Source organism: Streptomyces sp. NPDC026515 (genome assembly GCF_055567595.1).
This window is the reverse complement of the sequence record NZ_JBVHQD010000003.1, coordinates 333,226-347,650: the sequence shown is the minus strand read 5'-3', so window position 1 is coordinate 347,650 and position 14,425 is coordinate 333,226. Positions and strand designations below refer to the sequence as shown.

The 14,425-nt window shown below is 71.1% G+C and carries 13 protein-coding genes; all 13 read right to left on the bottom strand.

Translation table 11 applies throughout. The features are described 5' to 3' along the window. Nucleotides 1-61: 61 nt before the first annotated feature. On the bottom strand, nt 62-886 hold the full coding sequence (cofC, locus tag ACZ4O3_RS07660) for a 2-phospho-L-lactate guanylyltransferase (RefSeq protein WP_467721564.1): 825 nt from the start codon (nt 884-886) through the stop codon (nt 62-64). Beyond that, nucleotides 883-3,483 (bottom strand): bifunctional FO biosynthesis protein CofGH, encoded by a 2,601-nt coding sequence (locus tag ACZ4O3_RS07655; protein ID WP_467721563.1) that lies wholly within the window; start codon nt 3,481-3,483, stop codon nt 883-885. The genes cofC and ACZ4O3_RS07655 overlap by 4 nt, the downstream gene beginning before the upstream one ends. Nucleotides 3,484-3,485: 2 nt before the next feature. After that, complete coding sequence (locus ACZ4O3_RS07650; RefSeq protein WP_121417697.1) at nt 3,486-4,640, bottom strand: acyl-CoA dehydrogenase family protein; 1,155 nt, start codon at nt 4,638-4,640, stop codon at nt 3,486-3,488. 76 nt (nt 4,641-4,716) lie between these two features. After that, complete coding sequence (locus ACZ4O3_RS07645; RefSeq protein ID WP_467721562.1) at nt 4,717-5,370, bottom strand: enoyl-CoA hydratase/isomerase family protein; 654 nt, start codon at nt 5,368-5,370, stop codon at nt 4,717-4,719. Continuing rightward, complete coding sequence (locus ACZ4O3_RS07640) at nt 5,367-6,416, bottom strand: LLM class flavin-dependent oxidoreductase (RefSeq protein ID WP_467721561.1); 1,050 nt, start codon at nt 6,414-6,416, stop codon at nt 5,367-5,369. Before ACZ4O3_RS07640 ends, ACZ4O3_RS07645 begins: the two co-directional genes overlap by 4 nt. Nucleotides 6,417-6,558: 142 nt before the next feature. Continuing rightward, nucleotides 6,559-6,882 (bottom strand): NIPSNAP family protein, encoded by a 324-nt coding sequence (locus ACZ4O3_RS07635; RefSeq protein WP_467721560.1) that lies wholly within the window; start codon nt 6,880-6,882, stop codon nt 6,559-6,561. Continuing rightward, entirely contained in the window at nt 6,879-7,547 is a 669-nt protein-coding gene (npdG, locus tag ACZ4O3_RS07630; RefSeq protein WP_267060445.1) for an NADPH-dependent F420 reductase, read from the bottom strand. Before npdG ends, ACZ4O3_RS07635 begins: the two co-directional genes overlap by 4 nt. 89 nt (nt 7,548-7,636) lie before the next feature. After that, nucleotides 7,637-8,443, bottom strand: coding sequence for an IclR family transcriptional regulator (locus ACZ4O3_RS07625; RefSeq protein ID WP_220788946.1), 807 nt, complete (start codon nt 8,441-8,443; stop codon nt 7,637-7,639). A gap of 27 nt (nt 8,444-8,470) precedes the next feature. Further along, nucleotides 8,471-8,941, bottom strand: a complete 471-nt coding sequence (locus ACZ4O3_RS07620; RefSeq protein ID WP_121417690.1) for a VOC family protein — start codon at nt 8,939-8,941, stop codon at nt 8,471-8,473. Nucleotides 8,942-9,037: 96 nt separating this feature from the next. Next, on the bottom strand, nt 9,038-10,660 hold the full coding sequence (locus tag ACZ4O3_RS07615; protein WP_467721559.1) for an AMP-binding protein: 1,623 nt from the start codon (nt 10,658-10,660) through the stop codon (nt 9,038-9,040). Next, entirely contained in the window at nt 10,642-12,090 is a 1,449-nt protein-coding gene (locus tag ACZ4O3_RS07610; RefSeq protein ID WP_121417686.1) for an aldehyde dehydrogenase family protein, read from the bottom strand. The genes ACZ4O3_RS07615 and ACZ4O3_RS07610 overlap by 19 nt, the downstream gene beginning before the upstream one ends. Nucleotides 12,091-12,114: 24 nt before the next feature. Beyond that, complete coding sequence (locus tag ACZ4O3_RS07605; RefSeq protein WP_362714581.1) at nt 12,115-13,002, bottom strand: TIGR03619 family F420-dependent LLM class oxidoreductase; 888 nt, start codon at nt 13,000-13,002, stop codon at nt 12,115-12,117. Nucleotides 13,003-13,030: 28 nt separating this feature from the next. Further along, on the bottom strand, nt 13,031-14,227 hold the full coding sequence (locus tag ACZ4O3_RS07600) for a CaiB/BaiF CoA transferase family protein (protein ID WP_467721558.1): 1,197 nt from the start codon (nt 14,225-14,227) through the stop codon (nt 13,031-13,033). Nucleotides 14,228-14,425: the final 198 nt, after the last annotated feature.

The window sequence follows — 14,425 nt, the reverse complement described above, 5'->3', positions numbered from 1 at the left end:
CCGAAGAACAGCGGCCTTGGCGGCCGGGCACCCTCGATCTCTCCGGCCGCCAAGGTCGTTCTCATGCCCGCGGCGGGTGACGTACGACGCCCGGCGACGCGGTACGGCCGGGGAGGCCGGGGAGGTACGAAGCGTCCACGAGGGACGGTACGGGCCGCAGACGGGCGAGGACGTCGGAGAGGTGGGTATGTCGTGCCGGGGGTGGCACGAGGGCGAGGTGAGCGAGGTGGGCGAGGCAGTCGAGGTCGTAACGCAGCGCGGCGAGGCCGGGTCCGGTCAGTTCGACGGCGCCGGAACGGCGGTGGGCCTCGCGGGAGCCGATTCCGTAGACGGGACCGAGCGCGTGTCCGGGACGGGCGGTGAGGAGCGTGGTGCCCTCGTCGTCCGCGTCGGGGAGGAACGCCCGGTCGTGGGCCCCGGCCTCGGCCAGGGCCCGGCCGAGGAGCGCGGGTTCGATCAGCGGCAGGTCGGCGGGGAGCGCGGCGACACCGCACCCGGGGTGGCCGGCACGGGCGGCCCGTTCGCCCTGGTGCAGGGCCTCGTTGAGACCCGGGCCGGTCCCGAGGACATGTCCGACACCGAGACCGGCGACGGGTTCGAGGTCCTGGATCCGGTCGACGACGACGATCACCGTGGCCACGCCAGGCGTGTGCCGCGCGGCGGCCACGGTGTCGCGGAACAGGGCGCTCGCGACCCGCTGCCGGTCGGGCGAGTCGAGTGCGAGGCGGCTCTTCGCCAGGCGGAGGTCCTTCTGCGGGACGACAACGGCCCAACGCACCTCACCGCGCGCACGGTTGTCGCGGTGTCCGCCCCTGTCGGCGGGGTGGTGGGCCCGGCCGTGCGTACCCCCGTCCGCGCGGCCGCGGCCGGGCCGGCCGGTGGTCATCGTACGAATCCGACACTCAGCGGCACGACCCGGTGGACCTCCGTGTCGAACCGGCGGGCCGCTTCGGCGCGTTCCGCGCTGACCTGGCCGTAGGTCGTCGAGCGCTGCCGGGCCGGCCGGCCGGCGGCCGCGGCGAGGGCCTCGATGTCCGCGATGGTCTTCATCGACCCGTTCGTCGAGCCCGCCATCCGGCTGATGGTCTCCTCCATCAGTGTCCCGCCCAGGTCGTTGGCGCCCCCGCGCAGCATCTGCACGCACTGCTCGGGCGACAGTTTGACCCACGAGCACTCGATGTTGTCGATGTGCCCGTGCATCAGCAGGCGCGCGAGGGCGTGGACGGCTCTGTTGTCCCGGTGGGTGGGGCCCGGCCGGGCGATCCCGGCGAGGTAGATCGGGGAGGAGTGGTGCACGAACGGCAGCGGTACGAACTCGGTGAACCCGCCCGTCTCCCGCTGGATGCCGACCAGGGTGCGCAGGTGCCCCACCCAGTGCCGGGGCTCGTCGACGTGCCCGTACATCATGGTCGCGGTCGTGGGGATCCCCAGTCCGTGCGCGGTCTTCACCACCCGGACCCATTCCGCGGCGGGGAGTTTGCCCTTGGTCAGGATCCAGCGGATCTCGTCGTCGAGGATCTCCGCGGCCGTGCCCGGGACGGAGTCCAGCCCCGCCTCGCGCGCCCCGGCGAGCCACTCGGCGACGGAGATCCCCATCCGGGACGCGCCGCTGATGATCTCCATCGGGGAGAAGGCGTGCAGGTGCATGCCGGGGCAGCGTTCCTTGACCGCGCGGGCCAGGTCGTGGTGGACGCCGCTGGGCAGGGCCGGGTCGATACCGCCCTGCATGCACACCTCCGTCGCGCCCACGGCCCAGGCCTGTTCGACCCGGTCGCCGACCTCGCCCAGCGACAGCCGGTAGGCGTCCGCGTCGGTCTCCCGTTGCGCGAACGCGCAGAACCGGCAGCCGACGTAGCAGACGTTGCTGAAGTTGACATTCCGGTTCACCACGTAGGTCACGGTGTCTCCGACCGCGGACCGGCGGACCTGGTCCGCGAGCCTGCACATCGCGTCGAGCCCCGGACCGTCCGCGTAGGCCAGCGCCAACGCCTGTCCGTCCGTGAGGCCCGCCGGGTCCCGCTCGGCCGCCCGCAGGGCGTCGGCGACGTCACTGTCGAGGCGCTCCGGTGCACCCGCGCCGGCTCCGGTGGGGAGGTCGTGCACCTGGTCGGCCAGGACCTGCCAGTCGCCGAACGCGTTGTCGAAGTCACCGCGCGCGGTGGTGAGCCGGCCTTCCCCGTCGATCGCGGTGTGCAGGTCGGTACGCCCGGACGAGACGGCCTCGGCTGCTTCCTGCCACGGCATCCCCACCGGCAGCACGTCGGCGGCGAGGCCGGTGTCCGGGTCGGCGAGTGCCCGCAGGTGCGGCTGGACGCGGGCGTCCGCCCAGGGGCTGCCCGCGCGGATGTACTCCGGCTGTGCCGCGAGGCGTTCACGCAGTTCGAATCCGGCCCCGGCGGTCAGTTCCGCGAGGCGTTCCAGGTGCGGCCAGGGCCGTTCGGGGTTGACGTGGTCGGGCGTCAGGGGCGACACACCGCCCCAGTCGTCGACGCCGGCCGCGAGCAGGAGCCGCAGCTCGTCCGGGTCGGACAGGTTCGGCGGGGCCTGGATCCGCGTCTTCGGGCCCAGCAGGATGCGCGCGACCGCGATCGCCGCGAGGTACTCCTCCAGATCCGCGTCCGGCACCGCCCGCATGGCCGTGTCGGGCTTGGCCCGGAAGTTCTGCACGATCACTTCCTGGACCGCCCCGTACTGCCGGGCGATGCGGCGGATCTCCAGGATCGACTCGACCCGGTCCTCGGCGCTCTCGCCGATACCGATCAGGATCCCCGTCGTGAAGGGGATACTGCTGCGGGAGGCGTCCTCGATGGTCCGCAGCCGCACCGCGGGGTCCTTGTCCGGGGACCCGTAGTGGCAGCCCCCCGGCTCCGACCACAGCGACCGTGCCGTCGACTCCAGCATCAGGCCCATCGACCCCGCGACGGGCTTCAGTCGCTGCAGTTCCGTCCAGCTCATCACCCCGGGGTTCAGGTGCGGGATCAGGCCGGTCTCCTCCAGCACCAGGATCGCCATCGCCCGCACGTACGCGAGGGTGTCCTCGTAGCCGTGCGCGTCCAGCCACTCCCGGGCGGCCTTCCAGCGGTCCTCCGGCCGGTCCCCGAGCGTGAACAGGGCCTCCTTGCAGCCCAGTCGGGCACCCTCGCGGGCGATGTCCAGGACCTGCCCGGGCGTGAGGTAGGCCTCCTCGACCCGGCCCGGGGTGGTCGCGAAGGTGCAGTAGTGGCACCGGTCCCGGCACAGCCGGGTGAGCGGCACGAACACCTTCTTGCTGTAGGTGACGATGCCGGGCCGCCCCGCGTCGAGGAGACCCGCGGAGCGCACGGACCCCGCGACCTCGCACAGCGAGGCCAGGTCGTCGCCGCGCGCCCCGAGCAGGGCCGCCGCCTCCCGGCGGTCGATGTTCTTGCCCGCCCTGGCCCTGGCCAGCGCACGGCGTACGGGTGCGGAATTCACCGCGGTCTCCTCACGTGGACGCTCAGGCATGGTCAGTTGCCGCGCAGGCCCATGGACCGCGCGATGAAGTTCAGCTGCACCGACGGCGGGCCGGCCACGACCCGCGCGATGATTCCGTCCGAGTGGTGCATCGGCAGGGTGTGGTCGCGGACATAGCCGTACGCGCCCTGCAGCTGGACCGCCAGCGCCGACGCCTCGGCGTATATCTGGCCGCACAGGAACTTCGCCATCGTGCTCTCCGTCTCGCACGGCAGGCCCGCGTCGAAGAACGCCGCCGACCGCTGCACCGCGCAGCGCGCCGCGTCCTTGCGGACGAACATCTCCGCGAGCGGCAGCGTCACCCCCTGGTACGAGGAGATCGTCTTCCCGAACTGCTCGCGCTCGTTGGCGTACTCGACCGTCATGTCCAGGACCTGTCCGACACTGCCCAGGAACCCCGAGCTGATCATGATCCGCTCCAGGACCAGCCGCTCCTTGAGGATCTGCCAGCCCTGGCCCGGCTCGCCCAGCAGGGCCTCGTCGGGGACCAGGACGTCGTGGAGGAACACCTCGTAGATCCCGCTGATGTTGCGGCCCAGGGCCGGCATCCGGCGGATCTCGACACCCGGGTGGTCGGAGGGGACCAGGAACACGGCGAGGTCGTCCCGCTTGCGGCCGCTGTCGCCGGTCTTCGCGAACAGCTCCATCACCGTGCCCGGGATCCCCGCGCCCTCGCAGTACGTCTTCTGCCCGTTCAGCAGCCAGCCGCCCTCGACGCGCTCCGCGGTCGTCGCCACGCTCGCCGCGTCCGAGCCGACGTCCGGCTCCGAGACCGCGATGGAGAACCGGCCGTCGCCCCGCAGCACGGGCTCGGCGTACTTCTCCTGCTGTTCGAGGGTGCCCCAGCGGATCAGGTCGCGGATCCCGCTGATGTTCAGGTTCAGCAGCGCGACCAGGTCCGAACTGGCCCGCCCGACCTCCTCGCACAGCGCGATCAGCAGGCCGGCCATGCCCTCGAGGGGCTCGTCGTCCGCGACGATGTCGTACCAGCCCAGCTTCGCGATCTCGCGGTAGAGGTGCTCGGGGTAGGAGCCCTCCTCGTCCCAGATCCGCACGTCACGCTGCGGAGCGTGCCGTGCGATCACCGCACGGGCCGTGGCCCGCAACTGCTCCTGGTCCTCGGACTCGATGAAGGGGTTCGCACTCATGGTTGTCGCCTTTCCGGAGGGGATCGGGCGGCCGGTGGATCGGGGGGTCCGAACGGTGCGGTCGCCGCGGGGGAAATCAGGTGGTGAGAGCCGTCCGAAGGGTCTGGACAGGATCCGACGGCGCGGCCGCGAACTGCTCGGCGAGGTGCCGGGCCCGGTGGCCGAGGTCCGCGGCCCCGACCACGTCGACCAGGCCCAGCCGGGCCAGGTCGTCCCCGGTGAAACGTTCATCTGCCACCAGCAGCCGGAACGCCGCGGCGGGACCGACAGCGGCCCGCAGGCGGCGGACCGTCTGGTCCGGGGGCAGGAAGCCCAGCCGGAGCTCCGGGAAGCGGAACATCGCGCCCGGAGCAGCCAGGGTGACCACGGCGGCGGCGGCCAGGGCCCATCCGCCGCCCACGGCCGGGCCCTGCACGGCGGCGACCGAGGCGGGGAACGCCTCGACGAGGTCGCACGCCTCCTCGATCAGTTGCCGGCGCAGGCCCGGCAGGCCCATCGCGCTGCCGTCGTCCGACCGCACGTCGGCACCCGCGCAGAAGGCCGGGCCCTCGGCCTTCAGCAGCAGGACGCCGACACCCTGTTCGCGGGCGCCCTTGAGCGCCGCGACCAGTTGCTGGAGCAGCGGGATGTTCATGGCGTTGCGCGCGTCGGGGCGGTTCAGCGTCACCGTCGCGACGCCGCCCCCGGTCTCCGACAGGCACAGCGGTGTCTCGTCCGCGACGGCGTTCATATGAGCTCCGGGAGAACTTCGGTGGTGAGCAGGTCCACGGCTTCCGCCGGGTCGGGACCGACGGGGGCTCCGACGTATGCCTCGGTGAAGCCGGCCCCGCGGGCGTACTCGAGGAGTTCGGCGAGCGACGCGATGCAGTCGCCGGGAGTTCCCGAGATGACGAGCTGGTCGGCCACGTGCTGGGGCAGGAGTTCGGCCGCGGCGGCGATGCCCCGGCCCGTGTGGACGGCCTCACGGGTCGCCGCGTAGTCGGACTGTTCGAAGCCGACCTGCTGCAGACTCTCGTGCGGCTGCTGGGAGACGATCAGGGCGGCCTGCCGGCGGGCGGCGGCGTTGGCGCGGTCGCGGTCCGCCGAGACGGACACGTTGACCCCGTAGATACGGGTCAGCTCCGGGCGGTCGCTGCGCTCCCGGCCGGCGTCGAGGCGGTCGAGGTTGCTGACCGCGTCGAACTGGCCGCTGCGGAAGGCCGCGAGGCTGTGTGCCGGGAAGTTGCTGGCGCAGATCACACCGTCGGCCAACTCGCCCGTCATCTCAAGGATCTTGGGACCCGTGCCGGCCACGATCACCCGGACCGCGGGGTCGTCCACCCAGTCGAGGGACGCCCGGCCCCCCGCACGCAGACCCAGGTCCGCGCAGGTGAGGGGGTAGTCGCCCATGCGGACGCTCTCACCCCGCCAGAGCGCGCGGCAGAACCTGATGAGTTCGGCGACGCGGCCGACGGGCTGCTGCCGCTCCATCAGGGCGCTCACCAGGCCACCGCCGGTGCCGATCCCCATGCTCACCTGGCGGCCGGCCGGCATGAACTCGGCCAACGTGGCCATCGTGGAAGCCTGTTCCAGGGGGTTGCGCCCGAACGGGAACGTCACCGCCGTGCCGACACCCGCACAGGTCCTGGCCGCGATCGCCCCCAGGACGGCGCCCACTCCTCGCGACTGCATCTGGTCGGTGACCCAGATCGTCTCGAAGGTCCGAGCGGCGACCTCGGCGACCTCGACCAGGCTCGGTCCACCTGCCCAGGCGTGTAGCTGAATGCCCTTGATCATCGACTCTCGATTCACGATGGTGAACAGTGTCCACGGCAATGAATAAAAGGGAAGTGCGAATCCATTCCGGCCGAGGCTTGAACGCCCGCCGGCCGGTCACGGCGGGGCCGCATGCGCGACCGCATCCGGCCCCGCCGGAAAATCAGCGATGAGCCGCCACGTACTCGGGTTCGGTGAGGTACGTGCTCACGATTTCCTCGATCAGCGGGCCATCGGCCTCACTGCGTTGCTTCAGCTCGATCCACCGCGGATCCGCCCTGAAGGCATCCCAGAACTCGATCGCCGCGTTCACATCCTCGAACGCACACAGGTAGTAGATGCGCCGTCGGTCGTCGACGACGTGCCAGAAACCCCTGAGGTCGAGACCGAAATCCCGGAAGAGGCCGAGGGTCTCGTCGGCGAAGCGCCTGTGCAGGTCCTCGGTCCGGTCCGGCAGCGCGGTGTACTCGCGCAGTTCGAGGATCATGCCGGGATCCCGGAGACCGAGACGCCCGAACGGGTCTTGTAGCGCCGGTTGATGTTGATGAGGACGGCGGTGAGCGGCTCCAGCTGACGGGCCAGCCGCAGGACCCCGCCGTCGATGCCGGGCCGGCCGGTGATCGTCGCGGCGAGGGCGGCGACCTTCTCCTTGGCGTCCCTGTCGTCACCCACCACCAGGACGTCCTCGTGCCCGAGGGGACCTTCGGCCTCCCACAGGGAGACGGCGGACAGGTGATGGAAGGCGCCGACGACCACGGCGTCGGGCACGAGCCTCTGCGTCTGCTCGGCGGCGCTGCCGTCCTCGACGTCCAGGCCGTACGCGCCGCGCTTGTCGAAGCCGAGCGGGTTGACGCAGCTGATGACCAGCTTCCCCGCCAGCACCGGCGCGAGCGCCGCGACCAGTTCCTCGTGGCCGTCCCACGGCACGACGATCAGGACCGCGTCGGCCGCCTCGACGGCACCCTTGTTGTCGAGGCCGAGCACGTCGACGGCCGAGCCGGCACGCGCGCGGATCTCGGCCGCGGCCTCCTCGGCGCGCCCGGCCGAGCGGGATCCGATGACGACCTTGTGGCCGGCACGGGCGAAGTGCAGGGCCAGGCCCTTGCCCTGTGGTCCGGTACCTCCCACAACGGCGATGGTGTGGCTGTCCATGGTTCGTGCTCCTCAAGGAAGTGCCCGCGACCGGCGGTGCGGGTCCACAGGACCGGCGTGCGGGCGCCGGTCCTGTGGGTCTGATGGGGTCAGCCGGCGGATCCCTCCGGTCCGGCCTCCGGGTAGTCGGCCGGTACCCGGCCGCCGCTGCGCACCGTGATGGCACGCGCGGCGGTGACCAGGTAGGGGGCCAACTCGTCGATGTCCTGCGGCGTGAGATCCGTTCCCATGCCGAGCAGGCTGATCACGAGGCAGGGCTGCCCGTCACGGTCGAAGACGGGGAAACCCATGACGTTCAGCTCGGGAGCGTACTCCCCGAAGACGACTCCGAAACCGCGGGAGCGCACTTCCTCGCGGCGCGCATCGTCGTCCGCGGCCGGCACGACGTCACGCCACGCGTCCGTCAGCCGGCTGAGCAGCGGCGCGTCCCGGTCGAACCGGGAGCCGATCTCGATGGTGATCTTGATGTCCTTGCGGCTCTCGATCTTCGCGATCGCGGTGAAGTGCCCGTCGGGCATCGGCGAGATCGCGAGGCACGCCAGCTCGGTCCGCTCGGCCAGCCGCTCCATGAACGGCCGCGCCTCCGCGACCGGGGTGGTCCTGGTGACCGCCGCCACGCCGTACTCCACGAGCAGCGGTCCCAGGTTGTAACGCCGGGTGTCGGAGTCGTACTCGATGAGACCTTCGCTGACCATCGTCCGGATCAGGTTCGATGCCGTGCTCTTGGCCAGCCCACATGATTTGGCGAGTTCGGTGACCGTCGCCCCGTCGACATGCCGGACCAGGTGGTCGAGTACCCGTACCGTGCGTGACACCGCCGGTACGAGAACCCCGGCTCCCTGCTCGGCATCGTCGTCGGCGACCACGTCGCTGGATTCGGAAGGCCCCTTCGCCACGTCTCCTACTTTCCGGTCAGGGAAGCCTCAGTGCTTGGCTGAGTCCCCTACCAACTCGACAAAGTGGAACAGCGTACCGTCGGGGTCCGCCGCGAAGAGGATCTTCCATCCGTTCACCCCGTCGGGAGCCATCACGGTCTGCGGGGTGTGCAGGAACTTGACGCCCGCGACGCTCAGGCGGTCGTACTCGCCCTGGATGTCGTCCGTGAGGATCGAGAAGCGGCACAGGCCCGGGTTGACGGTGTCGGCGATGGCCCGTTCGCGGGTCGCCGGCACGTCGTGCCACTCGATGATGTCGAGCAGCGCCTCGTCGGGCGAGTTGTTCAGGCGCATGTGCGCGAAGCGCAGCCTGCTGCCCTGGTCGATCATGAACGCCCGCGCGAGGTTGGCGTCGTCGACCTCCTTGTCCTGCACGACCTCGAAGCCGACGAGCCGGTAGAACTCGATGGTGCGGTCCATGTCGGTGACGTTGAGACCGACATGCCAGAATCTACGCATAGGTGGTCCCTCTCGTGATGTGTGTCTGTGTGTGACATCCGGGCACGGACGCCGCCGGACGCCGTCTCGGGCGGTGGTGCCTCGGAAGGGGCCCGGTCAGTGCGCGGCCGGAGCGAGTTCGCGACGCAGGAGCTTCCCGGTCTCCGTCCTCGGCAGGGACGAGACCACTTCGAACTCCCGGGGTCTGGCGTGCGGACCGACCGTGGCGGCCACCAGGTCGCACAGCTCCGCGCGGAGCGCCTCCCCGACCTCACCGCCGGTCTCGCCGCCGGTGAACCGCAGGAAGACCTTCACCCGCTGGCCGATGCTGTCGTCCGGGACGCCGACCGCGGCGGCCTCGGCCACCAGCGGGTGGTTCACCAGGGCGTCCTCGATCTCCGAGGGGCCGATCCGGTAGCCGCGGCTCTTGATGACGTCGTCCGCGCGGCCCAGGTACTCCAGGCGCCGTCCATGAGCACGCCTGGCCAGGTCGTTCGTCCGGTGCCACTCGCCGGCCGGGGGTACCGGGCCCTCGGTCCTCGCATCCCAGATCCCCAGCAGCGCGACCGGGTCGGGAAGCCGCAGGGCGATCTCGCCGACCTCACCGTGGGCGACCTCCCGGCCGTCCTCGCCGAGCAGGGCGATGGTGTGACCCGGATACGGGGCGCCCATCGTGTCGTCGTCGACGGAGCCCAGCGCCGCCGAGTCACCGATGAGAGCGTTCGCCTCGGTCTGGCCGTACGCCTTGTTCACGGCCTGCGACAGGTGCAGCCGGGACCACGCCATCTCCGAGCGCCCCGCCGGTTCGCCGCCGGTGACGACGGCACGCAGCCTGCGCTCCGGCGCCCGGCCGTTCGCCTGCAACAGGCGCAGGACGGAAGGCGGCAGGAAGGCGGTCGTGACGCCGCACCGCTCGAACAGCTCCAGCGTGGCGTTCGCATCGAAACGCGTCTGCCGCTGCGCGACGACCGGGACGCCGAACGACCACGGGACGAGGAGCCCCAGCATGAGGCCGCCGATCCACCCCCAGTCGGCCGTCCCGTAGTAGACGTCCCCGGGCTGGAACAGCTCGAAGGCGTAGTCCACTCCGGCGTGGCCGAGCAGCACCTGGTGGCCGTGCAGGATGCCCTTGGGCGGACCGCTGGTGCCCGAGGTGTACATCAGCAGCGCGGGGGTCGTCGGACCGGCCGGCCAAGGTGCGGCGGAGTGGTCGTCGACCTTACGGCCGGCAATCCCCTTCCCCTCGGTCCCGTCGACCGTCAGCACGGCGAGGCCCTCGACTTCGCAGCCCGTCGACCGCAGCCGGTCAAGACCCAGCCCGTCGGTGACGAGCACCTTCGCCCCCGAGTCGCTCAGGCGGTGAGCGACCGAGCCGCCGGCCATGAGACGCGGGATCGGAAGGAGCACCGCCCCGGCGGCCAGCACTCCGAGGACGGCCTCCGCCGCGGCCGGCGAGGGGTCGAGGTAGAGCGCGACCCGGTCGCCCGGAGCGACTCCTTGCGCCCGCAGTACATCGCCGACCCGCAGCGCGGCCTCCTGGACCTCGCCGAACGTGATCTCGCCGACTTCCTGCGGTCCGGCCGTGAGCACGGCCACCGCGTCCGGATCCTGCGCGAAGAGCGCGTCCTGCGCGATCGAGTAGTCCGCGGCCGGCGACCACCGGGAGACACCCCGAAGGTCCCGCAGGCGGGCGACGACCGGGACGTCGGCGCCCTGCGGCGCTAGTCCAGACGTGCCCATACGCTCTTCTCCTTCGTGAAGCTCTCGATCGCGCTGCGCCCGAGATCACTGCCGTAGCCGCTGTGGCGGAACCCGCGGTACGGCGAGGCCGGGTTGAGCACGCCCCAGCTGTTGATCCACACGTTCCCGGCGTCCAGCGTCCCCGCGAAGCGCAGGGCCCGGCCGACGTCGCGGGTGAACACGCCGGCCGCGAGGCCGTAGATCGTGTCGTTCGCCAGCCCGATCGCCTGCTCCTCACCCTCGAACGGCAGTACGCCGAGGACAGGGCCGAAGATCTCCTCGCGAGCGATCCGCATGTCCGGGGCCACGTCCGCGAACAGCGCCGGCTGGTAGAAGAAGCCCGGACCGTCTGCCGGAGCCTCGGTGCTCCCCGCCAGCAGACGGGCACCCTCCTCGGCACCCGACACCACGTAGGAGTGAACCGAGTCCCGCTGTGCCGCGTTGACCAGCGGGCCGATCTCCGTCTCGGGGTCGAGCGGGTCTCCGACCCTGGCCGCGTCGACCCGCGCCCTGACCAGCTCCACGACCTCGTCGTAGATCGGGCGCTCGACCAGGAGCCGGCTGGGCGCGGTGCAGGTCTCGCCCTGGTTGCCGTACATGGCCGTGAAGACCACGTCGGCGACCGCCTTCGGGGACGCGTCCGCGAAGGCGACCAGTGCCGACTTGCCGCCCAGCTCCAGGGAGGTGGTGATCAGCCGGTCCGCCGCCATCCGGCCGATCTCCTGGCCGATCTCGGTCGAACCGGTGAAGGTGATCTTGCCGACGCCCGGGTGCTGGACCAGCGCGTTGCCCGCCACCGAGCCGCGGCCCGGCAGGACGTTCACGACACCGGGGGGGATGCCGGCCTCCAGGGCCAGCTCACCCAGCGCCACCGGCACGAGGGGCGCAAGCTGCGCCGGCTTCAGCACGATGGAGTTGCCCATGGCCAGGGCCGGCGCGATCTTCCAGATCGACTGCACGGCGGGGAAGTTCCACGGGGTGATCGCACCGACCACACCGATCGGCTCGCGCACCGTGTAGTTCAGGAAGCGGCCGGGGGCGGGGGTCGTCCGCCCCTCGATCTTGGTCACCAGCCCGGCGAAGTACTCGACGGTCTCGACCATGACCGGCAGGTCGATCTTCGCGGACTCGCGGATCGGCTTGCCCATGTCGCGGGTCTGCAGCTCCGCGAGCCGCTCCTTGTTCGCTTCGATGAGCGCCGCGTAGCGCAGCATCAGGCGGGTGCGCTGCGAAGGCCGCATCCGCTGCCAGGCCTTGGCGCCGGCTCGCGCGGCCTCGACGGCGCGGGCGACGTCGTCCACGGTCGCCTCGGCGACCTTCGCTATGACACTGCCGTCGGCGGGGTTGACGGTCTCGAACGTGGCTCCGTTCGAGGCGTCCGTGAGCTGGTCGCCGAGGACCAGCGGAACACTGGAGGTCAGTGCACGCATGATCGGCTCTCTTTCGTTCGGGCCTCAGGGGAGGCGGTGCGCGGTCGGCAGGACCGCCTCGGCGAGGGCCTGCAACTCCTCCATCGCGGAGTCGAGCGTGGCGTGCTCGAACGAGGTGTCGCAGATGAAGTGCGTGACACCGAGGTCGCCGTACGCCTCGATCGTCTCGGCGTTGTAGGGCGCCTTGCGCAGCGGGCGCGCGGTGAGCGTGATCTCGCTCATGTCACGGCCGGCCTCCGCCACGTACGACTTCAGCGTGGCGAGGTAGCCGGCGTAGTCCTCCGGGCCCACGGCCAGCGGGTGCCAGCCGTCACCGATCGCGGCGATACGGCGCAGCGACGCCTCGCTGTAGCCGGCGAACCAGACCGGGATCGTGCCCCGCACGGGCTTGGGGAACATCATGAAGTCGTGCAGGTTGTAGAAGTCGCCGGCCCAGGAGACCTCGTCCTCGGTCCACATCTGGCGCATGGCCTTGACCATCTCGGTCACCCGGCGGCCGCGGTCCTTGAAGGGCGCGCCCAGCGCCTCGAACTGCTCCTTCATCCAGCCGACGCCGATGGCGACGGACAGCCGGCCCTTGGACAGGACGTCGATGCTCACGAGCGTCTTCGACGTCTGCACCAGCGGGCGCCACGGCAGGATCAGGCAGGACGTACCCAGCTCGACGGTCTCCGTCGCGGCCGCGGCCCAGGTCAGCGCGGTGAGGCAGTCCAGGTAGGGGGTCTCGGGCGCCCAGAGGAACTTGCCGTCGGCGGTGTACGGGTAGGCCGTCTCCACCTTCGTGGGCAGGGCCACGTGGTCAGTCATCCACAGCGAGTCGAAGCCGATCTTCTCCGCGTAGCGGGAGACCTCGCTGATCGCGTCCGGTCCGGCCCAGGGACCGGCGCCGGGGATCCTGATACCAACCTTCATGTGATGCTCCTGTCAGGACGTTGTGTGTTCAGCGGACGACGCGCGCGGCCAGCAGCCGTGCGATGTCTTGGTCGTTGTGTCCGAGCTCCTTGAGAAGCTCGGCGGTGTGCTCGCCCAGGGCGGTCGGCGGACGCTCCACACGGCCCGGGGTGTCCGACAGCTTGATCGGCAGGCCCGGCACCCGGACCTCGCCGAGTGCCTCGCTCTCCAGGCCGACGACCATCTCGAGCGCGCGGATCTGGGGGTGCTCCACGGCCTCGTCGTACGCGAGGACCGGGGCGCAGATGATGTTCTGGTCGGTGAGCAGGGTGACGATGTCGTCCCGGTCGCGCTCGGCGAACCAGGGAGCGAGCACCACGTCGAGTTCCTCGCGGTGGGCCAGCCGGCTCGCCGCGTTCGTGAACCGCTCGTCGTCGAGCAGGTGCTCGGCGCCGGCCGCCTTCACGAACCGCTCGAAGTGCCGGTCGTTGAAGGCGACGATGTGGACGGCCCCGCCGTCGCGTGTCGCGTACGCGTTGTACGGCGCGTAGAAGTTGCTCGCGTTGCCGACGCGCGGTGCCACGTAGTCGGCCAGCATGTACTGGCCCAGCCACGGTGACTGAAGGTGGAACAGCGAGGCCACCAGCGACACCGAGCCGTTCTGGCCGGCTCCGGTCTTCTGCCTGGCGAAGAGTGAGACCAGGGCCGCGATGGCGACAAGGTATCCGGCCGAGCTGTCGGCGACCGGCGGGCCGGCCTTGATGCCGCGGCCGTCGGGGTCCCCGGTGCCCTGGATCATGCCGGTGAGGGCCTGGGCGACGGGATCCAGCGCGGGCCGGCCGGCCGACGGGCCGCTGTCACCGTAGCCGCTCACGTTCAGGCAGATCAGGTGGGGGTGGCGCTCCCGGAGCTCCTCGTCGGTCAGGCCGAACTTGGCACGCACCGCGGGCAGCATGTTCTCGATCAGCACGTCGGCGCCGGCGCACAGCTCGTGGAAGAGTTCCCGGCCCTCCTCCGTGCGCAGATCGAGTGCGATCGCCCGCTTGTTCCGGTTGACCCCGGCGTAGACACCGCTCATACCGTCCCGCCCGGGGCCGAACGTACGGGACTCGTCCCCCGCGATGGGCTCCACCTTGACCACGTCGGCACCGAAGTCAGCCAGGATCGACGCGCCCAGCGGGCCCGCAACCATCGTTGCGGCGTCGATCACCCGCGTTCCTGCCAGAGCCCGCACCTGCTGAGTCATCCTTGACCACCCGTGTTCATTATCTCGAACTCGCGCCAGCATTTGGAACGACCATAGGTAGGGTGTTCACCGGCGTCAAGACTCACCTGGGGACTTCCTGGGGAGGCGTCCTCACCCCGGGGCCCTGACACCGGCACGCCGAGGACCGGACCGCAGGGCCGGCGCGCAGACGTGACACATCGCCACATCGCTTCACCT